Below are 26,805 nucleotides of genomic sequence, written 5' to 3'. Positions count from 1 at the left end.
GGCGCATGAGGGGCGGCGCGGGGACGGGCGCGTGCCAGGGTGCGCCAGAGGGTGCTGCCCGGCTAGACCGCCATGCCGTAGACGATGGTGAACAGCGTCCCCAGCGAGCCGATGATGAAGACGCCGGTCAGGCCGGCCACGATCAGGCCCTTGCCCTGTTCGGCGCTGAAGGTGTCGCGCAGCGCGGTGGCGCCGATGCGCTGCTTGGCGGCGCCCCAGATCGCGATGCCCAGGCACAGCAGGATCGCTACCGCCATGACCACTTCGATCATCACGCGGGCCTCGTTGCCCAGGCTCCCGAACGGCCCCCAGTCCGGGGCGATTCCGCCGATGATGGTGGTGATGTCGCCTTTTTCGGCCGCAATGAACATGTATGAACTCACCGCCCCTTGATGGGTAGTTGTGCGCCTGGCCGGCGCGGTACAGGTCAGCCTCCATCTTCGCTGACAAATGGGCCGTCAGCTGTCGACTTGGCGCCTTTCTTTGACGGATCCCGTGGGAGTGGCGTGCATGTGTGGGCGCACGCCGTCCATTGAACCGACTAGTCTCACTGTGTGTATCACGGGCGATAACCCTGAGCAATGATCATCGGAGGCGGCGGTGGCCGGTCCGGCGCGCCGCGGAGGCCCTGGTCCGTTCGGGTGGCGGACGCGGGCCCCGGATGCGGCGGCTACTTGGGTGCGTGCGACATGGCGAAGATCATGACGAGCGCCACGAGGTGGATCGCGAACAGGAAATAGGCGACGCGCCACCACAGGTGACGGTTCAGCTGCTTCTGGTTGTTCGGGTCCACGGCTCTTGTCCTGTCTCGGGGCGCTCTGGTGCAGTGTCCCTCATCCGGCGGTGTTCCGGGCGCGTCCGTGAGCGGAATCGCGTTGCGGATGACGTGCCCCCTGCCTCCCCCCGTGCCGCCCCCTGCGCCGTGTCGTGCACCGCCGTGCGGTAACTCACGCGGGCGGGCGCGCGGGTGCGGCCGGAAAAAGGCAGTGAACCGCGGCTGGATGGGGGAGGGTTGGTGCGTGCGGAAATTCTGGGTGGCCGGTGGGCTCGGGGCAGGGCTGATGCTCTGTCTGCTCGGGCTGCTTGTGATCGCTACGTACACGGTCGCGGCCGGGCTCGGCGGGGCCGGCGGGCGGGCCCTCGGGCTGGCGAAGGGCGCAGTGCCGGCCGCCTACCAGTCGCAGGTGCAGAAGTGGGGGACGCTCTGTTCGGCGATAACCCCCGCGCTGCTGGCGGCGCAGCTCTACCAGGAGAGCGGATGGAACCCGAAGGCGCAGAGCGCGGCCGCCGCGCAAGGGCTGGCGCAGTTCATCCCGGGGACGTGGCAGACGCACGGCGTCGACGGCAACGGCGACGGACGCAAGGACGTGTGGGACCCGCAGGACGCGATCGCGTCGGCGGCCTCGTACGACTGCGAGCTGGCACGCTATGTGAAGGGCGCGCCGGGCGACGCCACGCGCAACATGCTCGCGGCGTACAACGCGGGTGCCTATCGGGTGATCCAGTACAACGGGGTGCCGCCGTACCGCGAGACCCAGAACTACGTGAAGACGATCACGACCCTGGCGAAGAGCTTCGAGGCGCAGACCGGACCGGTGGCGCCGTCGCGGCAGGCCGCGGGGGCCATCTACTTCGCCCAGGAGAAGCTCGGTACGCGCTATCTGTGGGGCGGCACGGGAACGGCGGCCCAGGGTGGGCGGTTCGACTGCTCCGGGCTGACCCAGGCCGCGTACCACTCGGTGGGCATCGAGCTGCCACGGGTGGCGAACGACCAGTGGAACGCCGGACCGCATCCGAAGCGCGACGAGCTGCTCCCGGGCGACCTGGTGTTCTTCGCCAACAACTTGAACGACCCTCGGTCGATCCACCACGTGGGGATCTATGTGGGAGGCGGCTACATGATCAATGCGCCGTACACCGGGGCCGTGATCCGGTTCGACAAGATCGATTCGCCGGACTACATCGGTGCGACCCGCGTCACCTCGGATGGCGCAAAAGCGCTCCCCGGTACGAACGCTGCGTGAACATAGCGCCCTGAACTGCAGTGATGAATCAAGCTTCGATAACGTCCTGGTGATCATCCGGTAGAGAATGGAACGCCAGGGGCGGGCATCGCGTTTCCTTGGCGTGGGGACGTAGCAGAGCTCGCAGCAGCACCCGCTCGACGACCACGGGGGCAGGCAGCACACGAAGGCGCTCGCGCGCGCGAAAGATAAGGGGCCGCGGCAGATGGCTGGACTCGCATTCGAAGGGCCGAACCCCGACGTCGACGTGCTCGACGGCATCAACGGCCTGGCGAAGGATGCCCCCCACTGGGTCAACACGGCCATGGAGTACATCGGTGAGTACGGCCTCATCGCCGCCCTCGCGGTGCTGTGCCTGGTCGCCTGGTGGTCCGCGCGCCGCAAGCCCGGTGCGCCGTCCGCCGTCGCGGGGCTGGTCTGGGCGCCGCTGGCCGCGGGCCTCGCGCTGCTGGCCAACATCCCGATCCGGGCGTTCGTCGAGCGGCCACGGCCGTTCAAGGACCATGCCGGCCTGGAAGTGCTGATCCCCGGGAAGAGCGACTTCTCGTTCGTCAGCGATCACGCGACGCTCACCATGGCGGTCGGTGTCGGCCTGTTCGTCGCCCATCGCACATACGGCCTGATCGGGATCGCACTGGCGCTCGCCGAGGGCTTCTGCCGCGTCTACATGGGCGTGCACTACCCGACCGATGTGATCGGCGGTTTCGCCCTGGGCACCGCCGTCGCGCTGCTGCTCGCGCCGCTCGCGCAGGCGCTCCTGGTGCCGCTGATGACGGCGATCGGCAGGTCGAAGCTGGCGTGGCTGGTGCGGGCGCCGGGCGTCGAGGCCGCGGACGGGGACGGCGGTCCCGGCGAGGGCAGCCGGGTGGTGGCCGCCGGCGCGGGGATGGCGCCCGGCCACAAGGAGCGGGACAAGGATCTGGCGGCCTGACGACGGCCGCGGCCGGCGGCGCCTGCGGCCTGACGGCCCGTCGGCAGGGATGAGACCTGGCGGACGCGGACGGCCCGGACCCCTCGCGGGGGCCGGGCCGTCCGTGTGTCCGCCGACGGTCTCAGAGCGCCTGCGGGAAGGTGCTGAACAGCCGCTGCGGGTCGTAGGTCCGCTTGACCTGTGTGAGCCGGGTGGTGGCGGCGCCGTAGTAGGCGGACTTCCAGTCGGTCAGGCCGGGGTCGGTGTAGTTCTGGTAGGCGGCGCCCGAGGAGTAGCGGCGCATCGCGTCGTGGAACGAATTCAGCCAGGCTGTCTGCTTGGTGGAGGAGCCATTGGCTCCCCACGACGTCAAGTACTGGGCGAGGAAGCGCGAGCCGCGGTGGACGAACGCGGTGTCGGTGCGGCCGACGCGGTTGATGGCACCGCCCAGCGCCGTCATGGCCACGTTCCCGCCGACGCCGTTGCGGCTGCCGCGCTCGATCTGGTCCATCAGGGTGCGGATGCCGGCCGTCGACAGCGAGCGGTCGAAGAAGTGCGAGCGGGCGGCGTAGGTCTCCCGGCCCAGCTTGCCGGCGGCGGTGTGGCCGGGCAGCGAACCCGGCATGTGGCACTGCGCGGTGGACTTGGAGGAGCAGCCCGCGTACGACTCCATCGCGTCCAGGTAGCCGATCGGCGTGAGGTGGATGCTCGCGGCGGGGCCGGGGCCGCCGGCCTGGTCGGCGAGCTTGTCGAGGGCGTTCTTCAGGTCGCCGTAGCTGCCCAGCGAGAAGGCCGCGACGGAGACGCCCGGGGTGCCGCCGGGGCGGGCGTCGAGATGGCAGGCGGACCATATCTCGTCGGCCTGCGTGGGGCCCCACTTCTGCCAGGACGCCACGACCTTCGCCGCCTTGGACCACGGCCAGGTCATGTAGGCCATCACCGAGCGGGGCGCCGGATGCGTACGGAAGCGGAGCTCGGTGACCACGCCGAAGTTGCCGTTGCCGGCGCCGCGCAGCGCCCAGAAGAGGTCGGCGTGCTGGTTCTTGTCGCAGTCGATGGTCTTGCCGTCGGCCGTGACGAGGGTGGCGCCGACGAGGCTGTCGCAGGTCAGGCCGTAGGCGCGGGAGGACACGCCATGGCCGCCGCCGAGCGTGAGCCCGGATATGCCGACGGTGGGGCACGAGCCCCCGGGTATCGTCACGCCGTGCGGGCCCAGGCCCTCGTAGACGTCGATGAGCTTGGCGCCGGCGCCGATGCGGGTGATGCCGCCGGACGGCGCGCCGACCTTGGAGAGGGCGGAGACGTCGATGATGAGCTTGTTGTTGCCGCTGGACCAGCCCGCGTAGGAGTGGCCGCCGCTGCGGATGGCGACCGGGGTGCCGTGCCGCCGGGCGAAGGAGAGGCACTCGGCGATGTCCGCCGGGTGCTTGACGTAGGCGATGGCCGATGGCTTCAGCGTGTCGTAGCGGGTGTTGTAGAGACGGCGGGCGGTCGCGTAGGCAGCGTCCGACGCCCGTATCAACTTGCCGTCCAGGCTCTTGCCGAGCGCGGTCCAGGAGGCGTTTGAGGCCCGGCCGCCGGTGACGGCCGCATTGGCGTTTGCCGCACCCGTGCCGTTCGCGGCCCCCGTGACGGAAGCGGAGGAGGCCGCGCCCGCCGTGCCGGTCTTGGTGTCGCAGCCGGTGGCCAAGGCGACCGACGTGGCCGCCAGTCCGCCGCCGGCCTGCAGGAGTGTGCGCCGCTTCACTGGGATGGATCCCCCTCGATGTCGTACGGTCCTGCCCCGCCCGCCGAGGACCGGCAGAGATGCGGGGACTGTGCGGGGGAGACGGATCCGGGCGGTGCGGCGGCGCGCTGCCCCGCGTACCGCTGTGCCCGTTCCTGTCCTGCGTTGTCCGGTACGAGCCTGAAGTCCGTTACCGGCGCGGGGTTGTTGCCTCCCCTACTACGCAGATGCCGTACGGGCGCGGGGGGTTCCCGGAACGGAGTTGCTCATTCCAGCGGGCCGTGCGGTGCGGTGCCCGCCTCGGCGTCGACCAGATGGCGCTCGGCGTCCGTACGCGCCTGTGAGCGGGCGCGACGGGCCGGCCCCCGCCAGCCACAGGCACAGCGGGCGCTGCAGAAGGACCCGCGTTCGGTGGTGGAGGTCGCATGGGGCGTTCGGTCGGGCACGCCGCCACGCTACGCCCCGTCCGCCGGTGCGTGACGAGCCCCCTTGACAGTCGTTGAACGGATCGGTCGGCGGAACGCCAGGTGCGGCGGTGGCGGAACGTCCGGCCCACCCGAGCGGACCGGCCGGCCCAGGCCGTTCCCGAAGACAGCGGCCGAGGGGGCTCGTACGCGATGGTGGTGCAGGACAGGCGGAGCGGCGGCGCGGCCGTCGTGGCCCTGGCGTGCGGGACGGGGCTGGCGGTCGGGCTGCTGACGACGGGGTGTTCCCCGGACGGTGCCGCGGCCGACGACCAGGAGCCGCCCGCCCGGGGTGCCGCCGCTGCCGCCGTGCAGGTCAGGGAGAGCGCCGACGCGTTGGTGCGGGCCCGTTCCGCCCAGGTGCGTACGTCCATGGAGACCGTCAGCGGCGGCACCCGCGTCGCCATCCGCGGCACCGGCGGCTACGACTTCGCCACCAGCACCGGGCGGCTGCGCGTCGTCCTGCCCGATCCGGCGGGCCGGGCCGACGGTGGCCATGAGCCGATCACCGAGATCCTCGCGCCCGGTGCGCTGTTCATGAAGAACCGCGGGGCCGGGGTGCCGGCCGACAAATGGGTACGGATCGCCACCGCCTCGCTCGCCGACGGGAATCTGGTCACCGGCGGTGCGACCGATCCGCTGGCCGCCGCCGAACTCCTGCGTGGCGCACGGAATGTGACATATCAGGGCGAAGAGCGGCTGGACGGCGTCATGGTGCGGCACTATCGGGGAGTGACGGACATCCAGGCGGCCGCCCAGGTGGCGTCGCCGCGCAGCCGCTCCGCGCTGGTCGCCGCGGAGGAAGGATTCACCACCGACGAGGTGCCGTTCGACGTGTATCTGGACGGGGCCGGACGGCTGCGCAAGTTGCGCCAGTGGTTCCGCTTCGCCAACGGCGCGCCCCAGGGCGCGGCGGTGGTCTCCACCACGGAGCTGTCCGGCTTCGGCACCACGATCACGGTGCAGTTGCCGGACGAGCGCGACATCTATGCGGGGAAGATCGCTTCGGCCACGCCGTAGTGCGGTTGCGGCGACGGGCCATATGACGGGGGCGCATGCGGAATGGCGGAAATGGTCCATCCGTGCCATGCGCGGAGCGTGTGCCGCTCTTTACGCTGACGGTAGCCACCGGAGGCGTGGGAAGGCGCTCGAAGGAGGAGGTGTTGTACGTGGCCGGACAGCGCCCTACGACGGTCCAGGACCACATCGCCCTCGTCGAGATCGACCTGACCGGTGAGTTGATGATCGCGGCCGCGGCCGCGAGCGAGGATCGGCTCAGCCCGGACCGTATCGACGAGGTGTTGGAAGTGGACGGGGAGAGCGGCGGGCGCGGGCGTCCGGTGCCCCCGGCGCCTTAGGCCCTGACTCCTCGGACAGGCCCCGGCCGCGCCCGGGAGCCGGCCGGCTCAGGTGCGCAGCATCCGCTCGATCGCCTTGGTCGCTTCCTGGACCTTGGCGTCGATGGCCTCGGGGCCCTTGACGGCCGCGTCGGCGACGCAGTGCCGCAGATGCTCCTCCAGGAGCTGGAGGCCGAAGGACTGCAGGCCCTTGGTGCTCGCCGAGACCTGGGTGAGTATGTCGATGCAGTACACATCCTCTTCGAGCATCCGCTGCAGTCCGCGGATCTGTCCCTCGATCCTGCGCAGTCGCTTGATGTGTGCGTCCTTCTGCTGTGCGTAGCCGTGAGGTCCGCCTGCGGGAGGAGTCTCTGCGTTATCGGTCACGGTTTGAGCGTCGCCTCGGTGGTCGGAGTCCGGCTGCGGGGTGGCGCGGGTGGTGGTGGGTGCGGTGCCGCCGTTGGTGTCGGCGTCCATGGTCGTCATGGCCGTCTCCCCTGATATCTAGGCGTCCATATACCCCTAGTGGGTATATGGTACCGAACTTTGCGGGCAGGTGTGGTACCCCGTGCAGAGCATGCTGTTCGATGGGCGACACTGAAGGAATGCCGGTTAGCAGTGGCTGGATGATGCGCCTAGCATCAACCCGACCGAATCCGATGCACCCCGAGGATTTCACGTGCGCTTTCGTCTGACCCCCAGGGAGACGAGCTTCTATGACATGTTCGCCGCCTCCGCGGACAACATCGTCACGGGCTCCAAGCTCCTGATGGAACTGCTCGGGGCGGACGCCTCGGCCCGGGCGGAGATCGCTGAGCGGATGCGGGCGGCGGAGCATGCGGGAGATGACGCCACCCACGCGATCTTCCATCAGCTGAACTCCTCGTTCATCACGCCGTTCGACCGCGAGGACATCTACAACCTCGCCTCGTCGCTCGACGACATCATGGACTTCATGGAAGAGGCGGTCGACCTGGTCGTCCTCTACAAGGTCGAGGAGCTCCCCAAGGGCATCGACCAGCAGATCGAGGTGCTGGCGCGGGCGGCCGAGCTGACCGCCGAGGCGATGCCGCATCTGCGGACCATGACCAACCTCACCGAGTACTGGATCGAGGTCAACCGCCTGGAGAACCAGGCCGACCAGATCCACCGCAAGCTGCTGGCACACCTTTTCAACGGCAAGTACGACGCCATCGAGGTGCTCAAGCTCAAGCAGATCGTGGACATCCTGGAAGAGGCGGCGGACGCCTTCGAGCACGTCGCCAACACGGTCGAGACCATCGCGGTCAAGGAGTCCTGAGCGCTTCCCATGGACACCTTCGCGCTCGTCGTGACCATTGCGGTCGCGCTCGGTTTCACGTACACCAACGGCTTCCATGACTCCGCCAACGCCATTGCGACCTCGGTCTCGACGCGGGCGCTGACCCCGCGGGCGGCGCTGGCAATGGCCGCCGTGATGAACCTCGCCGGTGCCTTCCTGGGCAGCGGGGTCGCCAAGACGGTCAGCGAGGGGCTGATCGCCACTCCCCATGGCAGCAAGGGGATGGGCATCCTCTTCGCCGCGCTGCTCGGTGCGGTGGTCTGGAACCTCGTCACCTGGTACTTCGGCCTGCCGTCGTCGTCCTCGCACGCCCTCTTCGGCGGCATGGTCGGTGCCGCGCTGGCCGGTGGCACCACCGTGATCTGGTCCGGGGTGGTCGAGAAGGTCGTCCTGCCGATGTTCATCTCGCCGGTCGTCGGCCTGGTGCTCGGCTATCTGGTGATGGTCCTGATCCTGTGGGTCTTCCGGAAGGCGAACCCGCACAAGGCCAAGCGCGGCTTCCGCATAGCCCAGACGGTGTCCGCGGCAGGCATGGCGCTCGGCCACGGTCTGCAGGACGCCCAGAAGACCATGGGTGTGGTCGTGATGGCCCTGGTCATCGCCGACGCGGAGGAGCCCAACGCGGCGATCCCGATATGGGTCAAGCTGGCCTGTGCGCTCACCCTCTCGCTCGGTACGTACGCGGGCGGCTGGCGCATCATGCGCACCCTGGGCCGGCGGATCATCGAGCTGGACCCGCCGCAGGGCTTCGCCGCGGAGACCACGGCCGCCTCGGTCATGTACACCGCGTCGTTCATGTTCCAGGCCCCGATCTCCACGACCCATGTGATCACCTCCGCGATCATGGGTGTGGGCTCGACCAAGCGCCCGCGCGCGGTGCGCTGGGGCGTCGCCAAGAACATCGTGATGGGCTGGTTCATCACGATGCCGGCCGCGGCCCTGGTGGGCGCGTTCGCGTACTGGCTCGTGGCGCTCGCCTTCGGCTGACGACCTGCTCGGACACAGCAATGGGCCCGCCCCCCGGGAAGAGGGGCGGGCCCTTCGTCTTGCGGTGGCACCGCCATGCAGCACCGCAGGACGCTGGTGGCGGCGGCCCCGGCCGGTGGCGGCCGGGGCGCGCTCGCGGCTCAGCCGAAGCGGCCGGAGATGTAGTCCTCCGTGGCCTGGACCGACGGGTTGGAGAAGATCCGCTCGGTCTCGTCGATCTCGATCAGCTTGCCGGGCTGGCCGACCGCGGCGAGGTTGAAGAACGCGGTGCGGTCCGAGACGCGCGCGGCCTGCTGCATGTTGTGCGTCACGATGACGATCGTGAAGCGCTCCTTCAGCTCGCCGATCAGGTCCTCGATGGCGAGGGTGGAGATCGGGTCGAGCGCGGAGCACGGCTCGTCCATCAGCAGGACCTGGGGCTCGACCGCGATGGCGCGGGCGATGCACAGCCGCTGCTGCTGACCGCCGGACAGCCCCGAACCGGGCTTGTTCAGCCGGTCCTTGACCTCGTTCCAGAGGTTGGCGCCCTTGAGGGACCGCTCGACGATGTCCTTGAGCTCGCTCTTCTTGTACGAGCCGTTCAGCCGCAGACCGGCCGCGACATTGTCGAAGATCGACATCGTGGGGAACGGGTTGGGGCGCTGGAAGACCATGCCGATGGTGCGGCGGACGGCGACCGGGTCGACCCCGGAGCCGTAGAGGTTCTCGTCGTCCAGCATCACCTTGCCCTCGACCCGGCCGCTGGGGGTGACCTCGTGCATCCGGTTCAGGGTGCGCAGGAAGGTCGACTTGCCGCAGCCGGACGGGCCGATGAAGGCCGTCACGGAGCGCGGCTCGACGGTCATCGAGATGTCGTCGATGGCCTTGTGGCTGCCGTAGTACGCGGAGAGGCCGCTGACGTCTATTCGCTTGGCCATGGAAATCACTGCTTCTTTCTGTGGACGCGGTCAGCGGCCGGTTTTGGGGGCCTTCCAGCGGGCGATGCCGCGGGCCACCAGGTTGAGAATCATGACGAACGCGATGAGGACCAGGGCCGCGGCCCAGGCGCGGTCGTAGGACGCGTCGGAACCCTGCTGCCACTGCTGGAACACGTAGAGCGGCAGCGACTGCTGGGCGTCCTGGAAGGGGTTGTTGTTGATCGTCTTCGCCCCCCAGACCAGGAGCAGCACGGGCGCCGTCTCACCGGTGATTCGGGCGATGGCGAGCATCACGCCGGTGGTGATGCCGCCGATCGACGTCGGCAGCACGACCTTGAGGATGGTGCGCCACTTCGGTACGCCCAGGGCCAGGGACGCCTCGCGCAGCTCGTTCGGGACGAGCTTGAGCATCTCCTCCGTGGAGCGGACGACGACCGGCATCATCAGGATCGCCAGCGCCATCGCGCCGGCGAAGCCGGACGGGCCGAAGCCGAGGATCAGGATCCACACGGAGAGGATGAACAGGCCGGCCACGATCGAGGGGATGCCGGTCATCACGTCCACGAAGAAGGTGACCACCCGGGCGAGCTTGCCGCGGCCGTATTCGACGAGGTAGATCGCGGTGAGCAGACCGATCGGCGCGGCGATCAGGGTGGCCAGGCCGACCTGCTCCAGGGTGCCGATGATCGCGTGGTAGATGCCGCCGCCGGGGAGTGCGTCCGGGGTGGTGCCCATCGAGTGGGACAGGAAGTAGCCGTCCAGCACCGTGGTGCCGCGGGCGACGGTCTCCCACAGCAGGGAGGCCAGCGGGACGACGGCGAGCAGGAAGGCGAGCCAGACCAGGCTGGTGGCCAGCCGGTCCTTGGCCTGCCGGGCGCCCTCGACGCCCGCGGCCACCGCGAACGTGCCCAGGACGAAGACCGCACCGGCGATCAGGGCGCACTGGACCGTGCTGTCCAGGCCGGCGGCCTGTCCGATGCCGTAGCCCGCGCCGGCCGCCACCAGGGCGAACAGCGGCGGGGTCCAGCGCGGCAGCCGGGGCTGCTTGAGGGAGACGGGGAGCGGGCTGCCGCCGTCGGAGACCGCGCGGCGGTCGGTCATGAGACTCATGCTGCGGCTCCCGAGTACTCCTTGCGGCGGGCGATGATCAGGCGGGCCGCGCCGTTGACGAGCAGCGTGATCACGAAGAGGACGAGCCCGGAGGCGATCAACGCGTCCTGGCCGAACTGGTCGGCCTCGCTGAACTTGCTGGCGATGTTCTGGGCGAACGTGCCGCCGCCCGGGTCCAGCAGGCTGGTGTTGATGAGGAAGCTGGGCGAGAGGACCGTGGCGACGGCCATCGTCTCGCCGAGCGCGCGGCCCAGGCCGAGCATGGAGGCGCTGATGATTCCGGAGCGGCCGAAGGGGAGCACCGACATCCGGATGACTTCCCAGCGGGTGGCGCCGAGCGCCAGCGCGGCCTCCTCGTGCATCTTCGGGACCTGCAGGAAGACCTCACGGCTGACGCTGGTGACGATCGGCAGGATCATGATCGCGAGCAGGATGCCCACGGTGAACAGCGAACGGGCCGCCCCGCCGCCGTAGCTGAAGATGCCGGTCCAGCCGAGGTAGTCGTCGAGCCAGCTGTAGAGGCCGCTCAGATGCGGGACGAGGAACAGCGCGCCCCACAGGCCGTAGATGATGCTGGGCACCGCGGCGAGCAGGTCGATGACGTAGCCGAGCGGCGAGGACAGCTTGCGCGGCGCGTAGTGCGAGATGAACAGCGCGATGCCGACCGCGACCGGCACCGCGATCAGCATCGCGATCAGCGAGCTGACGAGGGTGCCGAAGGCGAGGACGGCGATGCCGAACTTCGGATCCGTCCCGGTGGCGTTCCAGTCCAGCGTGGTGAAGAAGTTGGCCTTGTCGCCGGAGATGGCGAGCACCGAGCGGTAGGTCAGGAAGACCGCGATGGCGGCCATGATCGCCAGCAGGGCGATGCCGGAGCCCCGGGAGAGCCCGAGGAAGATCCGGTCGCCGGGGCGGACCGCTTTGCCGGAGACCGCGGAGCGATCGTGCGGTGGCAGGGGCGGTATATCGGTCGTGGAGGAGGTATTCATGGATTCTCCGGTCTGCTGAGCCGGTGAGGGCTCTTGGCGCGGCGGTGCACCGGACGGGCGGCGGCCCAAAGGGGCCCTGGTGAGGGGCCCCTTGGGTGGTACGGCGGTCAACGGGCCGCCGCCCGGTGGGTCAGGAGAGCTTGGCGACGGTCGCGCGGACCTTGTCGGCGATCTCGGTGGGCAGCGGGGCGTAGCCGAGCGCCTTGAGCGAGGCCTGGCCGTCCTTGCTGGAGACGTAGGTCAGGAAGGACTTGGTGGCGGGCAGGGTCTCGGCCTTGTTGCCCTTGTCGCAGGCGATCTCGTACGTCACCAGGGTGATCGGGTAGGCGCCCTCGGCCTTGGAGGTGTAGTTGAGCTTCAGGGCCAGGTCATCGCCCTTGCCGACCTGCTTGGCCTCGGAGATGGCCTTCGAGGCGTTGTCGACGGTGGCGTCGACCGGCTCCTTGGCGCCGGTGTTCAGCTTGGCCGTGGGGATCTTGCCGGCCGTCGCGTACGACAGCTCGAAGTAGGAGATCGCGCCGCTGGTCTGCTTGACCTGCGAGGAGACGCCGGCCGAGCCCGAGGCCGCCTGGCCGCCGGTGCCTTCCCACTTCTTCGCCGGCTCGTGCTTCCAGTCACCCGGGGCGGCGCCCTTGAGGTACTTGGTGAAGTTGTCGGTGGTGCCCGAGTCGTCGGAGCGGTGGAACGCCTGGACCTTGAGGTCCGGGAGCTTGGCGCTCGGGTTCAGCTTCTTGATCGCCGGGTCGTTCCACTTGGTGATCTTCGAGTCGAAGATCTTCGCCAGGGTCGGGGCGTCCAGCACGAGGTTGTCGACGCCGGGGACGTTGTAGCCGACCGCGATCGGGCCGCCGACCATCGGCAGGTCGATGGCCTGGCCGCCCTTGCAGACCTTCTTGGACTTGGCGACCTCTTCGGGCTTGAGGGCCGAGTCGGAGCCCGCGAAGGCGGTCTGGCCCTGCAGGAAGGTGGTGACGCCGGCGCCGGAGCCCGTCGGCTGGTAGTTGATCTCGGTGCCCTTGCAGGCACCCGAGTACGCCTGCACCCAGACGTCCATGGCGTTCTTCTGCGCGGACGAGCCGGACGCCAGAAGCTTGCCCTTGCCGTCACACTTGATGTTCGACGTCTTGGCGGCGCCGGCGCTACCGCCGCCGGAGGTGTCGTCCGAGCCGCACGCGGTCAGGGCCAGGGCACCGGAGACGGCGAGAGCGCCAACGGCGAGGGCGCGAACCCGGTTCTTGCGCTGAAGCTTCACTGTCGAGAGTTCCTTCCTGGGGCGCGCCGCTTCGTCGGCGAGCGTTTGGGTGGTGTGTGATGACTGCCGCGTTCACGGCGGAAGCCGGCCGCGCTGCGCTTGTGCCGTGGGGGACGCGCACTCGGTAAGGCTGAAATTAGGTAGATCAGGTAAAGCGACCGATGGAGGAGAGTGAACGCACGGTGAACCTCGGCCATCGGCTGGGTGCGGGCCGATAAGTGCCGTTCGAGGGGTACAAAACGGCACGTCACCCTGTTGAATTACCGGCCGGTATGGCAGCATCCGCGCCTGAGACGGCGCGAATTGGTGCGGTAGGACCGGAGGTGGCTGGTGGGGAGTCAGGGGGCGCAGCGGGACGTTCGGGACGTGCAGGAGATTCGGGGCAGATGGGGCATACGGGGTGGCCGGGTGGTGGCGTGCACCGCCGTCGTCCTGTGCGCGACGGGGCTGCTCGGCGGTACGGCCACGGCCGCCACCGCTGATGACCCGAAGAACCCGTCCGCGGACCCGGCGCGGACCGCGGACGCCGACGCCCGCCACCTCGACGACGTACGCAAGAAGATCGACGCGCTCTACCGCAAGGCCGAGCAGGCCACCGACGCCTATAACGCCGCCAAGGAGCAGGTCGACGTCCAGCAGAAGCAGATCGTCCAGCTGGCGCGCACCATCGACACCACCCAGCACAAGCTGGCCGCCCTCAAGCGGCAGGCGGGCGCGTTGGCCAGTGCCCAGTACCGCGGCGGTGGGCTGCCCGCCGAGGCGAAACTGGTGCTCAATGCCGACCCGGAACGCTTTCTCGACAACGCCACCCTGGCCCGTAAGGGGCAGCTCGCCGCAAAACGAGTGATCAGTCAACTGGCGCATCTCAAAGGCGACTTGCAGCGGTATTCGGCCTCCGCCACGGACCGCTGGGAGAAGCTGGAGGCGAACCGCAAGAAGAAGGAAAGCGCCCAGCGGGACATCAAGAAACAGATCGACGCGGCAAAGGAACTGGAATCCCGGCTGGCCGCCAAGGAAAAGGACCGGCTGAAGAAGCTGGAGGACGAGCAGGCCTTCAAGCAGCAGCAGAAGTGGCTCGACTCGGGCGTTCTCAAGGACATCAGCAACAAAGCATCGGCCGAGGGCAAGAAGGCGATTTCGTACGCCACCGCGCAGATCGGCAAGGACTACGTGTGGGGCGCGGTGGGGCCGGACACCTTCGACTGCTCCGGGCTGACCCTGCGGTCCTGGCAGTCCGCCGGCCGCACGATTCCGCGGACCTCACAGGAGCAGTGGCGGCAGCTGCCCCGGGTCGCCCTGAAGGACATGCGGCCGGGCGATCTGATTATTTATTTCTCCGATGCCAGCCATGTCGGGATGTATCTCGGTGACGGCGCGATTGTGCATGCGCCGCGCCCCGGCCGGCAGGTCACGATCACCGGTGCCGGTTCGATGCCGATCCTCGGCGTCGTCCGCCCCGATGGTGACGCGGGCCACGATGGCGCGGCTCACACCGGCGATAACTGACCTGATTGTTTTGCTCTCCGAGGGTTGCCGCCGCGTCGCTGAATGCACTCAAGCGGGGTGATGTTCGTCATTCCGCATTCAGCCCTCTCCAGGTCAAATGGCTGATCGGTCGCGGCATATGACGATGGCCGATTGCTGTCGGGCATTCCATCCCACTCCGTACTGACGCTATGGTCGCCTCTCAGTGCCCGTCAGCACCCGGCTCAATTGACCGACGAGTGGTGGGAGCCGGGCACGGTGGAGCGCCGGTCGGCGTCCCATCGCACCCCTCGGGGGGAGGGAAGGAAGCAGACCGATGCCCGTACCCGTACCGCACCAGCGGACGGTCGTGCTGCCGCACCAGGCAGGACCGGTGGATGACGCCTGCGCGGTTACCGCGCGGGTCGCCGACGCACCGGGCGCGGGGGACGCGACGGCCCAGGGCGTGCGCGCGCCCGCCGCAGGCCAGGAGGGCGCCCAGTCGGCCGTACAGGGCTTCCCTGAGCCCACTCAGCCGCTGCCGGCCGAACAGCGACTTTCGGCCGACCACGGACCCGCCCCCCAGGGCCTGACCCTGCTCCTCATCGGCGAGGACCCCAACAGCCATGTCCCCGACATGTGGGACTGGGCGGGCCACAAGGTGCGCCTGCGTACCGCCCGAAACCTCACCGAGGCCGAGCGGCTGCTCACCGACGATGTGCACTGCATCCTGCTCGACCTGCCCCCGCGGGCGCCCGAGGGCCGCGCGGCACGTGACGCCGGTCACGGCGCCCGGGATGACGAACTGGGCGTCCTGCGCGACGTCCTGCGCCTGGCGCCGTCGCACGCCGTCCTGGTGCTCACCTACGAGACGGACGCCGAGCGCGCCGCCGACGCCGTACGCGTCGGCGCCCAGGACTACCTTTTCCGGGACGAACTGGACGGCGCGGTGCTCAGCCGTGCGGTCCGCTACGCCGTCGAACGCAAACGTGCCGACCTCGCCCAGCGCCAGCTCACCGAGTCGCGGATGCTCGCGCAGGAGAACGCCCGGCTGGAGCGGGGCCTGCTGCCCACGCCCCTGCTCGACGGCTCCGATCTGCGCTTCGCCGCCTGCTACCGCCCCGGCCGCAGCCGCGCCCTGCTCGGCGGCGACTTCTACGACACCGTGCGCACCCCGGACGGCGCCGTCCACGCGATGATCGGCGATGTCTGCGGCCACGGGCCCGACGAGGCCGCGCTCGGCGTCGAGCTGCGGATCGCCTGGCGCGCGCTGACCTTCGCCGGCCTGTCCGGTGACGAACTGCTCGCCACCCTCCAGAAGGTGCTGGAGCACGAGCGCGCCGACGACGAGATCTTCGCGACGCTGTGCACCGTCGACATCTCCGCCGACGGCCGCCGCGCCGGGCTGTGCCTGGCCGGCCACCCCGCACCGCTGCTGGCCAAGGCCGGCGAGAGCCCGCAGCTGCTGCCCTACGAATTCGGCGGCCCGGCACTCGGCCTGCTGCCGCACGCCCGCTGGCCGCGCCGGCAGGTCGAACTGGGCGGCTCCTGGAGCCTGATGATGTACACCGACGGGCTGATCGAGGGCCGGATCGGCGTCGGCAACCAGCGGCTCGGCCAGGAAGGTATGACCGAACTGGTCAGCCGCCAGATGGCGGCCGGCCTCAGCGGCGAGGAACTGCTGGACGCCTCGGTCAGGGAAGTACGCGACCTCAACGGCGGCGAGCTGACGGACGATGTGGCCGTGCTGCTGCTGGACCGGCGCTGACACGGCCGCGGGTGAAACGGCCGGGGGCGCAGGGCCGCGGGGCCAGGGGCTGCCGCGAGTGAAGCGGCACTGAAGGGCCGAGGGCGAACGGCCCGCGAGGGAAGCGGCTCAGGCCCTCCGCGGCTCATGCCCTCCGGAGCCTCGCCGGCCGGGCTCAGCGCCCGCCGTTGAAGGGCCCGTACGGCCCGTCCGAGCTGGAGCCCCCGCGGCGCGGGCCGCTGCCGCCACCGGAGACCTCCCGGAGCGCGGGCCGTACGTCAACCGTGTAGACGATCACCGCGATCACGCCGATGATCGGCAGGAACGACATGATCGGGAGAATGAACAGCAGCGCCGTGGCAAGGGCGAGGAAGATCAGCCACATGCCCTTGGTCTGCTTGCTCGCGGCGCGGTAGGCGTCCTCGCGGCGCACGGCGGCATCGATCAGCATCACTGCGGCGTAGACGCCCAGGGCGAGCTGCACCCAGCTCAGAATGCTCTGGAACCCGTAAACCAGCACGCCGTCCACCGCCCGTTCGCCGTTCGTCTTCGTCGGTCCGTTCTCGGCCGTCTGTGGCCCGTGCCGCCCCACGGTACCCGCACAACGGGCCGGGCACCTGAAGGGTGCCCGGCCCGACCCCGGAAACGGGGGCCCTCACGGAAGCGTGAGGGACGTCACATCGCGCTCACTTCGCGGACGGCGGGGTGCTCTTCTTCGTCTGCGCCGGCGCCGGCTTGCGCTGCGAGACGGGCTTCTTCGGCGACGCGGGCTTGGGCTGGGCCGCGGGGGTGGCCTTGGTCTGCGCCTTGGCCCCGTTCGCGGACTGGGGCTTCGGGGTGCTCTTGGCCGCCGGCTTCGGCTCCGGCTCGATCGCCACCGCGAGGTCCTCGACCTGGTCGGCGGCCTCGCCGCGCCAGGTCGCCACCGCGCCACGGCCGCGCTCGGCCAGCTCCTCGTAGCCCTCGCGGGCCCGCACGACGGCCTCGGCCGCCCGGCCCACGCCCTGCAGCGCCAGCTCCTGCGCCTGGTCGCGGACCTTCTTGATGTCGCCGTCCAGCGAGCCCAGCAGCTCGGAGAGCTTCTCCTGGGCGTCCTTGGCCTGCTTGCTGACCAGGGCCTGGACGTCCTTGGGGTCGGTGCTGCGCACGGAGTCGAAGCGCTTGGGGGCCTCGGCCCGGATCTTCTCGACGAGCTGCGGCACCTCGCCGAGCTTCTCGGCGGCCAGGTCGACGGTGCCGGCCAGGGCGTACAGCGGGGTGGCGTCGGTCAGGGTCTTGCGGAGGTCATCGGAGATGGCCATGACGTTCTTCCTCCTGGAAACGGAATCGGTTGCTCAGGTGGCGTGCGGGCCGCCGTCGGCCTCTGTGTCGAGGGTGTCCGTGCCGCGCCCCTTCTCGCGCCCGCTCGCAGTGCTGTCCTTGCCGCCGCTCCCGAGCCCGTTCTCCTTGCGGAAGGACTCGTAGATCTGCAGCAGGACCTGCTTCTGCCTCTCGTTCAGCGCCGGGTCGGTGAGTATCGCGGTCTGCACCTCGACCCCGTCCAGACCGTGCCGCTCGTCCAGAATCCCGGCCTGGACGTACAGCGTCTCCGCGGATATCCGCAGCGCCTTGGCCAGCTGCTGCAGAATCTCCGCGCTCGGCTTGCGCAAGCCGCGCTCGATCTGGCTGAGGTACGGGTTGGACACCCCGGCGGCATCCGCGAGCTGCCGCAGACTCAGCTGCGCCGTGCGCCGCTGCTCCCGCAGGAACTCGCCGAGGTTGCCGACGTTGAGTGATGCCATACCCCGATGGTGCCTCCCGGTGCTAACTTTTGCAAGCAAGCGCTAGCAAAAGTGGCCTGGCGGGGTGAGGGGCGTGGACAGGGGGGCGGCTTCAGCCGTCGTGACCGGCGGTTCGGCGCTGTTCGGCGCGGTGGGCGAGGGCGTCGAGGACGCGTTGCCAGGCCGGGGACGCCTCGGAGATCCGGGAAGAGATCAGCGGCAGGGACCCTGCCCGGTTGCTGTCCCGTTCGTGGGCGATCTCCCATGCGTCCAGGTCGTCGATGAGCCGGTCCAGGCGTGGATCGTGCGGGTCCCAGTCGACCGATTGATCACAGGCGAGGTACAGGCGCGTCGTCTCGGGGTCGTCGAAGGCCGCGTGCTTGTCCCGTATCCGCTGCGGCATGGCGTGCGGGTCCAGTGCCTGCATCAGGATCCACGCGTCGCGTTCGAGGCGTATCCGCAGTTCGCTGATGCCGAGACTGCGCATCCGGTCCAGGATGGCGACCACCTCGGGGGGCAGGACTAGCCGTTCTCCGCCGGCCAGTTCGGCGATCCTGTGGCGGTTTGCGGTGAGCTGGTCGATCTTTCGCTGCAATGCGGCGTCGATCTCGGTGACGGCCGCGGCGAATTCGGCCGGCTCAGCATGCAGCAGCGCGTCGATACGGGCCAGCGGCACCCCGGCATCGGCGAGGGTCCTGATCCGGATGAGATCCACCGCTGCCTGCGCGCTGTAGCGGCGGTAGCCGGAGGCATCGCGTTCGGGCTCGGGCAACAGGCCGATGTGGTGGTAGTGGCGAACGGTGCGCACGGTCACGCCGGCGGTTGCCGCGAGCTGGCCGATCGTGAGCACCGTCCCCCTCGGATCTTCGTGCAACGTGGTCGCGCCGAGTCTAATGAGGGGCGAGATCGGCCGACTCAGGGGTGAGCCCGGTCGACGTGGGGGCGAGCCCGCCCGATGACGTCGCGGATCGCCTGGACCACGGCATCGGGGCGGTCGAAGCAGAGCCGGTGGTGGACGGTGTCGGAGAGGATGCGTTGTTCCCCGTGCGAGACCGCGCTCACCAGGGCCGCGTCCATTCTCGTGCGGCCGGCCTGCATCTCTTGCACCGTCCGCTCCGACGTCAGTGCCTGCTGGGCCGGGTCGCTGCCGACCACGGTGAGGGCAACCACCGGGACGTCGGGAATGGCCGGGCCGGCCCGCAGTTCGGTGGCGAGGGCGGCCAACTCGGTGCGCTCGGCGATGCCGACGTGGGTCCATGCGTCGCTCGCCTTGGCTTCGATCAGCGCCTGCCGCATGTGTTCCGGGTAGTCCGCGAGCAATTCGGCGCTCATCTCGCGCAGGGCCGGGCGCATCCGTGCCAGCTGCTCCCGATCAGGTGCCATCCGCTCGACCGCGGCCAGGCCCGCAGCGGGCGGCATGAAGTCGTCCCAGTCGCGGTGGAAGGCATCCAGCCAGACCAGCCCGGCCACGTCCTGCGGGTACAGCTGCGCGAACCGATGCGCGTAGAAGCCGCCGAGGGAGTGCGGCACCAGCACGTAGGGGGCGGCGATGTGCTGGGCGCGCAGCAGCTCGCGCAGTTCCGCGGCGACCGCGGCGGCGGTGCGCGGCAGCGGGAGGGGATCGCTGTAGCCGGTGCCGCCGCGGTCGTACACCACGGCGGTGGTGAACTGCGAAACCCCCTGCTGCACACCGAAATAGTCCAGGCCGACCGCGCCGGCGCCCGGCAGGAACACCACGGCCGGTCCGCCGCTGCCCGACCGATGCACGAAAACGCGGCGGCCGTCGATCTCCTGGAACCCTCCGATCGGCGGCGCGAGCCGAGGGAAGGAAGTGCTGTTGTTCGTCATGCGACCAGCCTCCAACCCTGACGCAGGGTCAGGGTCAAGGGTCAGGGGCACCCTCTTCCGTCGCCGTACCCGAACCAGACGCATGAGACGGGGGAGTGGGGCATGGGCGGGGTCATGGCGTGGGGTGAGGGGCGGGCGGTTGCCTCGTCCCGTGCGGAGGTGGGGCGGTCCCGATGATGACCGTGGCGTAGAGCTCGTCGGAGACGGCCACACGGGGCAGGAGCCCGTTGTGGGTGAAGGCTTCGACGGCCGGTGACGCCTGTCGTTCGCTCGTTTCGACCAGCAGGTGCCCCCCTGGCGCCAGCCACTGCGGCGCGGCCGCGGTCACCCGGCGCAGGACGTCCAGCCCGTCCGCGCCGCCGTCCAGGGCGACCCGCGGCTCGTGCTCGCGGGCTTCGGGCGGCAGCAGCCCGACCTCTTGGGTCGGCACGTAGGGGACGTTGGCCACCAGCACATCGATACGGCCCCGGAGGCCGGCGGGCAGTGCCTCGAAGAGATCGCCCTCGTAGACCTCGCCCCCGACGGCCGTGACGTTGCGACGGGCGCAGCGCACGGCGGCGGGCTCGATGTCCGCGGCGTACAGCTCGACCCGGTCCAGGGCGGCGGCCAGCGCGGCGCCCACCGCACCGGATCCGCAGCACAGGTCGACGACGACCGTGGGCCGTCCGGTGCGGGCGGCGGTCCGGCGGCCGAGGCCGATGGCCTGGCCCACGAGGAATTCGGTGCGGCGCCGCGGCACGAAGACGCCGGGGTCGACGGTGACCCGCAGTCCGTGGAACTCCGCCCAGCCGACGACGTGTTCCAGGGGCAGGCCGCCGACGCGGTGTTCCACCATGGCGGCGAGTGCGTCCGCCGTACGCGCGGTGGCTATCAGCAACTCCGCCTCGTCCTCGGCGAATACGCAGCCGGCGGCGCGCAGCGTGGCGATGACGGTGGCGCGGGAGAGCGGCGGGCAGGGGCGCGGGGAGAGACGCGGAGGGAGGGGTGACGTGCCGTCCGGGCGGTGCGGCGGCGGTGCGGACAGCACGTGGGGGGACGGCATACGAGGTGGGGACGGCATACGAGGTGACGACATGTGAGCCTTTCGGGGCGCCGAGGGCGCATCCCGGATCACGTGTGTCGGGTGGTCACCTGCATCGGGTGGACCTGAAGGGCGTGAGCCGGGAGCGCCTGCCTGGTCTGGCGGGGAATCGGTCTCACCTCCTCGTTCGGTCCACTACTGAGGGGGCAACAGTACCTGACCTGGGGTGCGGGGCACAGGTGGGTGGCGTGTGGCGGGCGGTTCCGGGCGTCGGGTTCGGCCCGTCGCTTCCCGGGCGTCCTCGGTGCCGGTCACGGGGGCAGCGAGTCGTTCGCCCGAGTCGGTCTTCACGCGGTCCGACCTCAATGCGCGCGCGAGAGGGCGGAGAGCCGGCGCGGCGGCAGCTCCGAGGGACCCGTTGACCCGACGCGAAGCCAACGACCCGAAAGTACTTGTCATATTGGAAAGTACTTGTCATTCTGGAGTCGGAAGTCGAGTTCACCGGCGGCCGGTTGGGGCTCGTTCGCGCTCTTCGCGGAACGACCGTGTGCGAAGCGTTGGCGAAGCGTGGAAACGGGGCGCGGGATTCCGGGGCTGCCCGGGTCGTTGGCCCAGCGAAGCCCGGAGAAACCGGCGGCAGTGGACACAGTGAAAGCAGCAAGGGGGATGACATGGCGGAGTACGCCTCGAAGGACGCGCTGGCCGCGCTGGCCCGTGCGCAGGAGCTGCGCTCGACCGTGCGGGACGGCACGAAGTGGTACGCCTGGTACCAGGTGATCTTCGGCGGCGCGGCGGCGGTCATGGTGCTCAGCATCGGGCTGATCAGCAGGCCCTATGGAGTGGCCATCGGATGCGGCATGTGGGTCGCCGTCATCAGCGGGCTGTCCGTCTACGCCGCCCGGCAGCGCGTTGCCCGGTTGGGTTTCCAGCGGCGGCATGCGAGTTTGATCATCGTGGGAGGGCTGCTCTACGGAGGGGTGCTGAGCGCCGGCCTCATCTGGTTTCCCGGCGTCGTGGCGTGGTGGGTGCCCGGGGCGCTGCTGGTCGCGCTTCCCGGGTTGATAGGCGGCTACTTGGAGACCCGACAGTGAACACCTCGCAGTCCGGCATACATCCGCGTCACGGACTCGACGAGGTGATCCACGCACCCGTCCGGTTCTCCATCGTGGCGACCCTGGCGGCCGCCGACAAAGCCGAGTTCGGTTTCGTCCGTGACACCGTCGAGGTGAGCGACTCGGTCCTCTCGCGGCAGGTCGCCACCTTGGAGAAGGCCGGTTATGTCGCCGTCACCAAGGGGTACGTCGGCAAGCGCCCACGCACCTGGCTCGCCCTCACGCCCGACGGCCGCGCCGCCTTCGCCGCCCATTGCCAGGCTCTGCGGGCGATAGCGGATACGGCGGCCGACCACTGACGCGTGGACGGGCGTCCCGCGACGGGCGGGCCTCGGCCGAGAGGCGGAGGGGGTGGACGTCTCGGTGACGAGCTCTCGTCGTGCTGTCGTGATGCTTGGTTGACTTGGAGCGCTCTCCAACTCATAGCGTTCCAGACGGATTCCGGGACCGGGACCACGGCACACGGCCGCCGGTGGGGAGGTCGCTGCCGTCAGCCGGTAGGTGGCTGCCGACAGCCGACAGCCGACAGCCGACAGCCGACAGCCGACAGCCGACAGCCGACAGATGGCTCGGGCTCGGGCGGGGCGGTTGGCTCCGTTGTCGCAGTCCGGGCCCGGGCTCAGTGTTCAGGGGCTGCCGGTCCGGGATCCAGATCCGTCCGTCGTACGCCACGTCCAGGAGGCAACAGCATCATGACCACGACGAGCATTCCGACCCGTCACCTCGGTGAGCTCGCGGTTTCCGCGCAGGGGCTCGGGTGCATGGGGATGAGCCATGGGTACGGCGCGTCGGACGACGCGCAGTCGATCGCGACCATCAACCGGGCCCTGGATCTCGGCGTCACCCTGCTGGACACCTCCGACTTCTACGGGGCGGGCCACAACGAGGAGTTGATCGGGCGGGCCGTCGCCGGCCGGCGGGACGAGGCGGTGCTGGCGACGAAGTTCGGGTTCGCCAACCGGCTCGGCGAGCCGACGGCGATCCGGGGCGACGCCGCCTATGTGCGGGAGGCCTGTGACGCGTCCCTGCGCCGGCTCGGGGTCGACCACATCGACCTGTACTACCAGCACCGCGTCGACCCGAACGTGCCGATCGAGGAGACCGTCGGTGCGATGGCCGAGCTCGTCGCGGTCGGCAAGGTGCGGCACCTCGGGCTGTCCGAGGCGAGCGCCGCGACCGTCCGGCGGGCGCATGCGGTGCACCCGATCGCCGCGCTGCAGAGCGAATGGTCGCTGTGGACCCGCGATCTGGAGCACGAGATCGCGCCGGTGTGCCGTGAACTCGGCATCGGCCTGGTGCCGTTCTCGCCGCTCGGCCGCGGCTTCCTGACCGGCCGCTACACCTCGGTGAAGGGACTGCCGGAGTCCGATATGCGCCGCAGCCAGCCGCGCTTCGCCGACGGCAACCTGGAGCAGAACCTGGCCATCGTGGAGAAGCTCGACGAGATCGCCGCCGAGAAGGGCGTCAGCGCCGGGCAGCTCGCCCTGGCCTGGGTGCAGCACCGCGGAAGCGATGTGGTGCCGATTCCCGGCACCCGTCGGCAGAAGTATCTGGAGGAGAACCTCGGCGCGCTCGCCATCGAGCTGACCGCCGAGGAACTCGCCGCAATCGACGACGCAGCCCCCGCCGGCCGGATAGCCGGCACGCGGTACGACGAGGCCAGCATGGCGTTCGTCGGGGGATGAGGCACCGGTCGGCGGCTGGGTGGCTCACGCGCTCCCGGGGCTCGCGTCGAGGGTGCCGTGCAGAAGGACGGAGATGAGTTCTTCGGGGGTGAGCGGGGCGTCGTCGCCCTCCGCGGCCGGAGACTGCAGCCGGGTGAAGAGCAGGCCGAGGAACGCGGAGGCGACCTTCTCGGGGCTCAGGCGGAACGCGGTGCGGTCGGGTGCGAGCAATTCGATGATGCCGTGGCGCAGGGCGGCGAAGGACCGGGCCCGGGCGTCCGGCGGCGGGCCGTCACCGGCGTCCCGCGCCGCCGGGCCGGCCGCGCGGCCGCGGAGGTGGCCGGAGGCGTGCAGGGCGCCGATGACGGTGCCCATCCGCTCCATGTGGGCGCGCAGCGCCTCGGCGGCTTCGGTCAGCCGGGTGGCAAGCGGCTCGTCCAGGGAGATCGAGGCGAGCTCGCGCAGCACATGGTCCGGGCCCACGGCCTCGGCGACACAGGCCTCCAGCACCTCCTCCTTGTCCTTGAACGCGCGGAAGATCGTGGCCTCGCCGATACCGGCGGCGCGGGCGATCTGGCTGGTGGTGACGGTCGCGCCGTACTCCGCCACGAGCGGCAGCGCGGCGGCCACGATCATGGCCCGGCGCTGCTCGACGCTCATGCCGGGGGCGCGTCGACGTGAGGATGGTGAGTGTGGGGTCATGCGTCCATGGTGCGGAGTGAGTGCTCACTCCGTCAATGGGCGCGCGCCTTCGCCTCCGCTGCCCGTGCGTGCCTCCGCCCCCGCTGCCTAGACTTTTTGCAGCGCGGAGAGCCGGTGCCGACGGCAGCCGTTCCTGGTCCGTCGGCCGAGCGGAAGGACGGCGCGCCATGGACTGGAAGCTCGAACTGGTGCCGATTCCGGTCGCGGACGTGGAACGGTCGAAGCGCTTCTACAGCGAGCAGATGGGCTTTGTCGTCGATCACGACATGTGCGTCGGCGGTGACGTCCGCATCGTGCAGCTGACGCCGCCGGGGTCGGGCTGCTCGATCGTCATCGGCGAGGGCGCCGATGACCCGGAGGCGAAGCCCGGTGCGGTGCACGGGCTGCAGCTGGTGGTGCCCGATATCGCCGCGGCCCGTGCGGAGTTGGCCGAGCGGGGGGTGGCGGTCGGCCCCGTACAGCATGTCGAGAACGGGACGATGGTCGACGGTCCCGGCGGCGCGTGGAACTCCTTCGTCTACTTCAGCGACCCGGACGGCAATGGCTGGGCGCTCCAGGAGCGCCCCTCTGTGGGGTGAGAACTCCCCCAGAGGGATGGGAAGTTGGGTTCCCGACGGAAGGGCGGAGGCGAGGGTCGGGGTCCCTAGGATCGGCGGATGGCGACGAACCAGGAAGAGACGGCGACGGATGAGAAAGAGACGGTGACGGACCGGGAAGGGACGGTGACGGACCGGGAAGGGACGGTGACGGACCCGGAAGCGTTTCTGCGGGCCTTTCATGACGCGCATCCCGCGGTGACCGTGCAGGCCATGGCGCACGGGCGGGCCGAGGGCGGCCGGTCCAGTTACGAGATCCTGCGGGACCGGGTGGCGGCATGCGACCGGGTGCTGGATCTCGGCTGCGGCGACGGGCTGCTGCTCGAACTCCTCGCCGAGCGGGACGGGGGTTCCCGGCGGGAGCTCGCCGGGCTCGATCTGTCCGCCGAGGAGTTGGCGCTGGCGAGCCGCCGGCCGGGTGTCGACCGGGCCGACCTCCGTAGGGGGCGGGCGCAGCAACTGCCTTTCCGGGACGGTCGGTTCGATGGCTGTGTGTCCCATATGGCGCTGATGCTGATGGGCGAGGCGGACCGGGTGGCGGCGGAGCTGGCGCGGGTGCTGGAGCCCGGCGGCACGCTGGCCGTCGTCCTGGGCGGTGGGGCGGCCGGAGGTGAGGCGTGCGAGCTGTTTCTGCGGCTGGCGAAGCCGGTGTTCCTGGCAGCGCCCGCGGAACAGCAGATTCCGCGGCTCGGGGACCCGCGGCTGCGGACCCGCGAGGGCTTCGACGCGGTCTTCCGCCCGGCCGGATTCGGCCCGGTGGAGTGGGAGACCGTACGTGTCGATCTGACCGGCCCGCCCGACCGGATCTGGGGCACCGTGAGCACGTTCTACGACCTCGGGCCGCTCGATGCCTCGGTCACGGCGGATCTGCGGGCCCGCTTCGAGGCGGAGTCTGCGGCGATGGCGTTGCCGGACGGGCGCATTCCGTGCGCGATGCGCATGCATGTCGCGACGGCGGTGCGCTGACCTCGGGCACGTCCGACCAGCAGCTAGCTCACGTAGGGGCACCGGCGCAGCTCAAGGCCTACGCCGAAGACGGTCGGCCGGGCCTTGCGGTGGGAGACGAAGACCTCCGGGGTGGTGGAGTCCTGGACGGCTCCGCCACGCCGGAGGTCTTCGTCATGGACCACACCGAGCGGGGTGTGGACGGCGGGGTGTGGACCACGCTCGTGAGCGATACGGCCTAGCCGCCGTAGGGGCGGGCGGCGCGGGCTTCGCGGAGGGTCACCGCCCACCAGGTGAGCTGGCGGAGCAGGGCGTCGGCGGCCTGGGTGGCGGCGGCCGGATCGTGGAGCTCTCCGGCGTCGTCGAAGAGGTTGCCGGCGAGCGGGAAGCTCACCGTTTCGCGCACCGTGGTGGCGTGCAACTCGGCGAAGACCAGCCGCAGTTGTTCGACGGCGCGGAGGCCGCCGGAGATCCCGCCGTACGAGACGAAGCCGACCGGCTTGGCCTGCCACTGGGCGTGCAGCAGGTCGATGGCGTGTTTGAGCGGCGCGGGGAAGGAGTGGTTGTACTCCGGGGTGATCACGACGAACGCGTCCGCCTCGTCCACGCGCTTGGCGAAGGACTCGTACTCCTCACTGCCGTAACGGAGTTCGTACGGGCGGACCGCGTCCAGATCGATGACGTCCACGTCGGCGTGCGGGTGGCGTTCGGCGTGCCGGGTGAACCAGTTCGCGATGACGGGTGCGAACCGGCCCTCCCGGGTGCTGCCGATGATCACTGCGAGGCGGTACGGGTGCTCGGACATGCGGGCCCTTCATGGTGTGGCGTGACGACGCGTGAGTCGGTGACGGCTGGGGTGCCGTCGGGGCCCGACGCTAGGACCTCAAGCGAACTTGAGGTCAAGCGCGG

General features: G+C 70.1%; 31 protein-coding genes. 13 read left to right on the top strand and 18 right to left on the bottom strand.

Annotation, left to right across the window (positions count from 1 at the left end; all coding sequences use genetic code 11):
* Positions 1 to 62 precede the first annotated feature (62 nt).
* Positions 63 to 371: a hypothetical protein gene (locus tag EST92_RS07355; protein WP_006603970.1), complete on the bottom strand. Its 309-nt coding sequence runs from the start codon at positions 369 to 371 to the stop codon at positions 63 to 65.
* A gap of 299 nt (positions 372 to 670) precedes the next feature.
* Positions 671 to 793, bottom strand: coding sequence for a hypothetical protein (locus EST92_RS32545; RefSeq protein WP_275540846.1), 123 nt, complete (start codon positions 791 to 793; stop codon positions 671 to 673).
* Between the two features lie 226 nt (positions 794 to 1,019).
* On the opposite strand from EST92_RS32545, the gene EST92_RS07350 reads away from it, so the two are divergent.
* Together EST92_RS07350 and EST92_RS07345 are read left to right on the top strand one after the other, a co-directional pair.
* Entirely contained in the window at positions 1,020 to 2,024 is a 1,005-nt protein-coding gene (locus EST92_RS07350; RefSeq protein ID WP_129280120.1) for a bifunctional lytic transglycosylase/C40 family peptidase, read from the top strand.
* A 205-nt stretch (positions 2,025 to 2,229) separates the two neighbouring features.
* Positions 2,230 to 2,955 (top strand): phosphatase PAP2 family protein, encoded by a 726-nt coding sequence (locus EST92_RS07345; protein ID WP_129280119.1) that lies wholly within the window; start codon positions 2,230 to 2,232, stop codon positions 2,953 to 2,955.
* Between the two features lie 121 nt (positions 2,956 to 3,076).
* Here EST92_RS07345 and EST92_RS07340 read toward each other — a convergent pair whose 3' ends face one another.
* Together EST92_RS07340 and EST92_RS07335 are read right to left on the bottom strand one after the other, a co-directional pair.
* A complete protein-coding gene (locus EST92_RS07340) occupies positions 3,077 to 4,681 on the bottom strand; it encodes an FAD-binding oxidoreductase (protein ID WP_129280118.1) in 1,605 nt (534 codons plus the stop codon).
* 245 nt (positions 4,682 to 4,926) lie between these two features.
* Positions 4,927 to 5,106, bottom strand: a complete 180-nt coding sequence (locus tag EST92_RS07335; RefSeq protein WP_129280117.1) for a hypothetical protein — start codon at positions 5,104 to 5,106, stop codon at positions 4,927 to 4,929.
* A 171-nt stretch (positions 5,107 to 5,277) separates the two neighbouring features.
* Between EST92_RS07335 and EST92_RS07330 the strand changes: the two genes are divergently transcribed.
* Positions 5,278 to 6,144, top strand: a complete 867-nt coding sequence (locus EST92_RS07330; RefSeq protein WP_129280116.1) for a hypothetical protein — start codon at positions 5,278 to 5,280, stop codon at positions 6,142 to 6,144.
* 143 nt (positions 6,145 to 6,287) lie between these two features.
* Positions 6,288 to 6,482 carry a hypothetical protein gene (locus tag EST92_RS07325; RefSeq protein ID WP_129246680.1) on the top strand — a complete coding sequence of 65 codons (195 nt, stop codon included), beginning with the start codon at positions 6,288 to 6,290 and terminating at the stop codon, positions 6,480 to 6,482.
* A 48-nt stretch (positions 6,483 to 6,530) separates the two neighbouring features.
* Here the strand turns inward: EST92_RS07325 and EST92_RS07320 are convergent, their stop codons facing one another.
* Positions 6,531 to 6,947, bottom strand: a complete 417-nt coding sequence (locus EST92_RS07320) for a metal-sensitive transcriptional regulator (protein WP_129280115.1) — start codon at positions 6,945 to 6,947, stop codon at positions 6,531 to 6,533.
* Between the two features lie 193 nt (positions 6,948 to 7,140).
* On the opposite strand from EST92_RS07320, the gene EST92_RS07315 reads away from it, so the two are divergent.
* Complete coding sequence (locus EST92_RS07315) at positions 7,141 to 7,761, top strand: DUF47 family protein (RefSeq protein ID WP_042162406.1); 621 nt, start codon at positions 7,141 to 7,143, stop codon at positions 7,759 to 7,761.
* A 9-nt stretch (positions 7,762 to 7,770) separates the two neighbouring features.
* Positions 7,771 to 8,769 (top strand): inorganic phosphate transporter, encoded by a 999-nt coding sequence (locus tag EST92_RS07310; protein WP_129246674.1) that lies wholly within the window; start codon positions 7,771 to 7,773, stop codon positions 8,767 to 8,769.
* Positions 8,770 to 8,909: 140 nt separating this feature from the next.
* Here EST92_RS07310 and pstB read toward each other — a convergent pair whose 3' ends face one another.
* The 4 genes from pstB to pstS form a co-directional block, all read right to left on the bottom strand.
* Positions 8,910 to 9,686: a phosphate ABC transporter ATP-binding protein PstB gene (gene pstB / locus EST92_RS07305; RefSeq protein WP_129246672.1), complete on the bottom strand. Its 777-nt coding sequence runs from the start codon at positions 9,684 to 9,686 to the stop codon at positions 8,910 to 8,912.
* A gap of 30 nt (positions 9,687 to 9,716) precedes the next feature.
* Entirely contained in the window at positions 9,717 to 10,796 is a 1,080-nt protein-coding gene (pstA, locus tag EST92_RS07300) for a phosphate ABC transporter permease PstA (RefSeq protein ID WP_129280114.1), read from the bottom strand.
* A complete protein-coding gene (pstC, locus tag EST92_RS07295) occupies positions 10,793 to 11,785 on the bottom strand; it encodes a phosphate ABC transporter permease subunit PstC (protein WP_129280113.1) in 993 nt (330 codons plus the stop codon). The genes pstA and pstC overlap by 4 nt, the downstream gene beginning before the upstream one ends.
* A 130-nt stretch (positions 11,786 to 11,915) precedes the next feature.
* Positions 11,916 to 13,037, bottom strand: a complete 1,122-nt coding sequence (gene pstS / locus EST92_RS07290; protein ID WP_129280112.1) for a phosphate ABC transporter substrate-binding protein PstS — start codon at positions 13,035 to 13,037, stop codon at positions 11,916 to 11,918.
* Between the two features lie 411 nt (positions 13,038 to 13,448).
* Here pstS and EST92_RS07285 point away from each other — a divergent pair, with 411 nt between their 5' ends.
* Positions 13,449 to 14,543, top strand: a complete 1,095-nt coding sequence (locus tag EST92_RS07285) for a C40 family peptidase (RefSeq protein ID WP_129280130.1) — start codon at positions 13,449 to 13,451, stop codon at positions 14,541 to 14,543.
* A gap of 295 nt (positions 14,544 to 14,838) precedes the next feature.
* A complete protein-coding gene (locus EST92_RS07280; RefSeq protein WP_129280111.1) occupies positions 14,839 to 16,269 on the top strand; it encodes a PP2C family protein-serine/threonine phosphatase in 1,431 nt (476 codons plus the stop codon).
* Positions 16,270 to 16,423: 154 nt separating this feature from the next.
* Here EST92_RS07280 and EST92_RS07275 read toward each other — a convergent pair whose 3' ends face one another.
* The 6 genes from EST92_RS07275 to EST92_RS07250 form a co-directional block, all read right to left on the bottom strand.
* Positions 16,424 to 16,768 (bottom strand): DUF2516 family protein, encoded by a 345-nt coding sequence (locus tag EST92_RS07275; protein ID WP_174243947.1) that lies wholly within the window; start codon positions 16,766 to 16,768, stop codon positions 16,424 to 16,426.
* 166 nt (positions 16,769 to 16,934) lie between these two features.
* Complete coding sequence (locus tag EST92_RS07270; protein WP_129280110.1) at positions 16,935 to 17,549, bottom strand: hypothetical protein; 615 nt, start codon at positions 17,547 to 17,549, stop codon at positions 16,935 to 16,937.
* Positions 17,550 to 17,582: 33 nt separating this feature from the next.
* Positions 17,583 to 18,029 carry a helix-turn-helix transcriptional regulator gene (locus EST92_RS07265; protein WP_129280109.1) on the bottom strand — a complete coding sequence of 149 codons (447 nt, stop codon included), beginning with the start codon at positions 18,027 to 18,029 and terminating at the stop codon, positions 17,583 to 17,585.
* A gap of 91 nt (positions 18,030 to 18,120) precedes the next feature.
* Positions 18,121 to 18,858, bottom strand: a complete 738-nt coding sequence (locus EST92_RS07260) for a MerR family transcriptional regulator (protein WP_129280108.1) — start codon at positions 18,856 to 18,858, stop codon at positions 18,121 to 18,123.
* 65 nt (positions 18,859 to 18,923) lie between these two features.
* Complete coding sequence (locus EST92_RS07255) at positions 18,924 to 19,856, bottom strand: alpha/beta hydrolase (RefSeq protein WP_129280107.1); 933 nt, start codon at positions 19,854 to 19,856, stop codon at positions 18,924 to 18,926.
* A gap of 112 nt (positions 19,857 to 19,968) precedes the next feature.
* Positions 19,969 to 20,898: a putative protein N(5)-glutamine methyltransferase gene (locus EST92_RS07250; protein ID WP_254068594.1), complete on the bottom strand. Its 930-nt coding sequence runs from the start codon at positions 20,896 to 20,898 to the stop codon at positions 19,969 to 19,971.
* Between the two features lie 650 nt (positions 20,899 to 21,548).
* Between EST92_RS07250 and EST92_RS07245 the strand changes: the two genes are divergently transcribed.
* The 3 genes from EST92_RS07245 to EST92_RS07235 all read left to right on the top strand — a co-directional run bounded on the left by EST92_RS07245 (position 21,549) and on the right by EST92_RS07235 (position 23,674).
* Positions 21,549 to 21,968: a hypothetical protein gene (locus EST92_RS07245; RefSeq protein WP_129280105.1), complete on the top strand. Its 420-nt coding sequence runs from the start codon at positions 21,549 to 21,551 to the stop codon at positions 21,966 to 21,968.
* Positions 21,965 to 22,288 carry a transcriptional regulator gene (locus EST92_RS07240; RefSeq protein WP_129280104.1) on the top strand — a complete coding sequence of 108 codons (324 nt, stop codon included), beginning with the start codon at positions 21,965 to 21,967 and terminating at the stop codon, positions 22,286 to 22,288. The genes EST92_RS07245 and EST92_RS07240 overlap by 4 nt, the downstream gene beginning before the upstream one ends.
* Before the next feature lie 393 nt (positions 22,289 to 22,681).
* A complete protein-coding gene (locus tag EST92_RS07235) occupies positions 22,682 to 23,674 on the top strand; it encodes an aldo/keto reductase (protein WP_129280103.1) in 993 nt (330 codons plus the stop codon).
* A gap of 24 nt (positions 23,675 to 23,698) precedes the next feature.
* On the opposite strand, the gene EST92_RS07230 is transcribed toward EST92_RS07235, so the two are convergent.
* On the bottom strand, positions 23,699 to 24,289 hold the full coding sequence (locus EST92_RS07230) for a TetR/AcrR family transcriptional regulator (RefSeq protein ID WP_129280128.1): 591 nt from the start codon (positions 24,287 to 24,289) through the stop codon (positions 23,699 to 23,701).
* Positions 24,290 to 24,522: 233 nt separating this feature from the next.
* Between EST92_RS07230 and EST92_RS07225 the strand changes: the two genes are divergently transcribed.
* Positions 24,523 to 24,933, top strand: coding sequence for a VOC family protein (locus EST92_RS07225; RefSeq protein ID WP_129280102.1), 411 nt, complete (start codon positions 24,523 to 24,525; stop codon positions 24,931 to 24,933).
* Between the two features lie 78 nt (positions 24,934 to 25,011).
* The gene (locus EST92_RS07220) at positions 25,012 to 25,917 is read left to right on the top strand and encodes a class I SAM-dependent methyltransferase (protein ID WP_254068592.1); all 906 of its coding nucleotides are present in this window, start codon (positions 25,012 to 25,014) and stop codon (positions 25,915 to 25,917) included.
* A gap of 23 nt (positions 25,918 to 25,940) precedes the next feature.
* Here the strand turns inward: EST92_RS07220 and EST92_RS31085 are convergent, their stop codons facing one another.
* Together EST92_RS31085 and EST92_RS07215 are read right to left on the bottom strand one after the other, a co-directional pair.
* Entirely contained in the window at positions 25,941 to 26,081 is a 141-nt protein-coding gene (locus tag EST92_RS31085) for a hypothetical protein (RefSeq protein ID WP_154073962.1), read from the bottom strand.
* 53 nt (positions 26,082 to 26,134) lie between these two features.
* A complete protein-coding gene (locus EST92_RS07215; protein ID WP_129280101.1) occupies positions 26,135 to 26,701 on the bottom strand; it encodes an NAD(P)H-dependent oxidoreductase in 567 nt (188 codons plus the stop codon).
* Between the last annotated feature and the right edge of the window lie 104 nt (positions 26,702 to 26,805).

Source organism: Streptomyces sp. TM32, assembly GCF_004122755.1.
Taxonomy (GTDB): domain Bacteria; phylum Actinomycetota; class Actinomycetes; order Streptomycetales; family Streptomycetaceae; genus Streptomyces; species Streptomyces sioyaensis.
The sequence above is the reverse complement of the archived record's forward strand: the minus strand, read 5'-3'. Positions and strand labels throughout refer to the sequence as shown.

Bases quoted from the DNA above. Each gene is read 5' to 3' on its own strand.
- EST92_RS07250 (WP_254068594.1), bottom strand. From the start codon at position 20,898: ATGCCGTCCCCCCACGTGCTGTCCGCACCGCCGCCGCACCGCCCGGAC.
- EST92_RS07355 (WP_006603970.1), bottom strand. From the start codon at position 371: ATGTTCATTGCGGCCGAAAAAGGCGACATCACCACCATCATCGGCGGA.
- EST92_RS07265 (WP_129280109.1), bottom strand. From the start codon at position 18,029: ATGGCATCACTCAACGTCGGCAACCTCGGCGAGTTCCTGCGGGAGCAG.
- EST92_RS07220 (WP_254068592.1), top strand. From the start codon at position 25,012: ATGGCGACGAACCAGGAAGAGACGGCGACGGATGAGAAAGAGACGGTG.
- pstC (WP_129280113.1), bottom strand. From the start codon at position 11,785: ATGAATACCTCCTCCACGACCGATATACCGCCCCTGCCACCGCACGAT.
- EST92_RS07230 (WP_129280128.1), bottom strand. From the start codon at position 24,289: ATGATCGTGGCCGCCGCGCTGCCGCTCGTGGCGGAGTACGGCGCGACC.
- EST92_RS07330 (WP_129280116.1), top strand. From the start codon at position 5,278: ATGGTGGTGCAGGACAGGCGGAGCGGCGGCGCGGCCGTCGTGGCCCTG.
- EST92_RS07235 (WP_129280103.1), top strand. From the start codon at position 22,682: ATGACCACGACGAGCATTCCGACCCGTCACCTCGGTGAGCTCGCGGTT.
- EST92_RS07320 (WP_129280115.1), bottom strand. From the start codon at position 6,947: ATGACGACCATGGACGCCGACACCAACGGCGGCACCGCACCCACCACC.
- EST92_RS07225 (WP_129280102.1), top strand. From the start codon at position 24,523: ATGGACTGGAAGCTCGAACTGGTGCCGATTCCGGTCGCGGACGTGGAA.
- EST92_RS07245 (WP_129280105.1), top strand. From the start codon at position 21,549: ATGGCGGAGTACGCCTCGAAGGACGCGCTGGCCGCGCTGGCCCGTGCG.
- EST92_RS07270 (WP_129280110.1), bottom strand. From the start codon at position 17,549: ATGGCCATCTCCGATGACCTCCGCAAGACCCTGACCGACGCCACCCCG.
- pstB (WP_129246672.1), bottom strand. From the start codon at position 9,686: ATGGCCAAGCGAATAGACGTCAGCGGCCTCTCCGCGTACTACGGCAGC.
- EST92_RS07310 (WP_129246674.1), top strand. From the start codon at position 7,771: ATGGACACCTTCGCGCTCGTCGTGACCATTGCGGTCGCGCTCGGTTTC.
- pstA (WP_129280114.1), bottom strand. From the start codon at position 10,796: ATGAGTCTCATGACCGACCGCCGCGCGGTCTCCGACGGCGGCAGCCCG.
- EST92_RS07255 (WP_129280107.1), bottom strand. From the start codon at position 19,856: ATGACGAACAACAGCACTTCCTTCCCTCGGCTCGCGCCGCCGATCGGA.
- EST92_RS07215 (WP_129280101.1), bottom strand. From the start codon at position 26,701: ATGTCCGAGCACCCGTACCGCCTCGCAGTGATCATCGGCAGCACCCGG.
- EST92_RS07280 (WP_129280111.1), top strand. From the start codon at position 14,839: ATGCCCGTACCCGTACCGCACCAGCGGACGGTCGTGCTGCCGCACCAG.
- EST92_RS07345 (WP_129280119.1), top strand. From the start codon at position 2,230: ATGGCTGGACTCGCATTCGAAGGGCCGAACCCCGACGTCGACGTGCTC.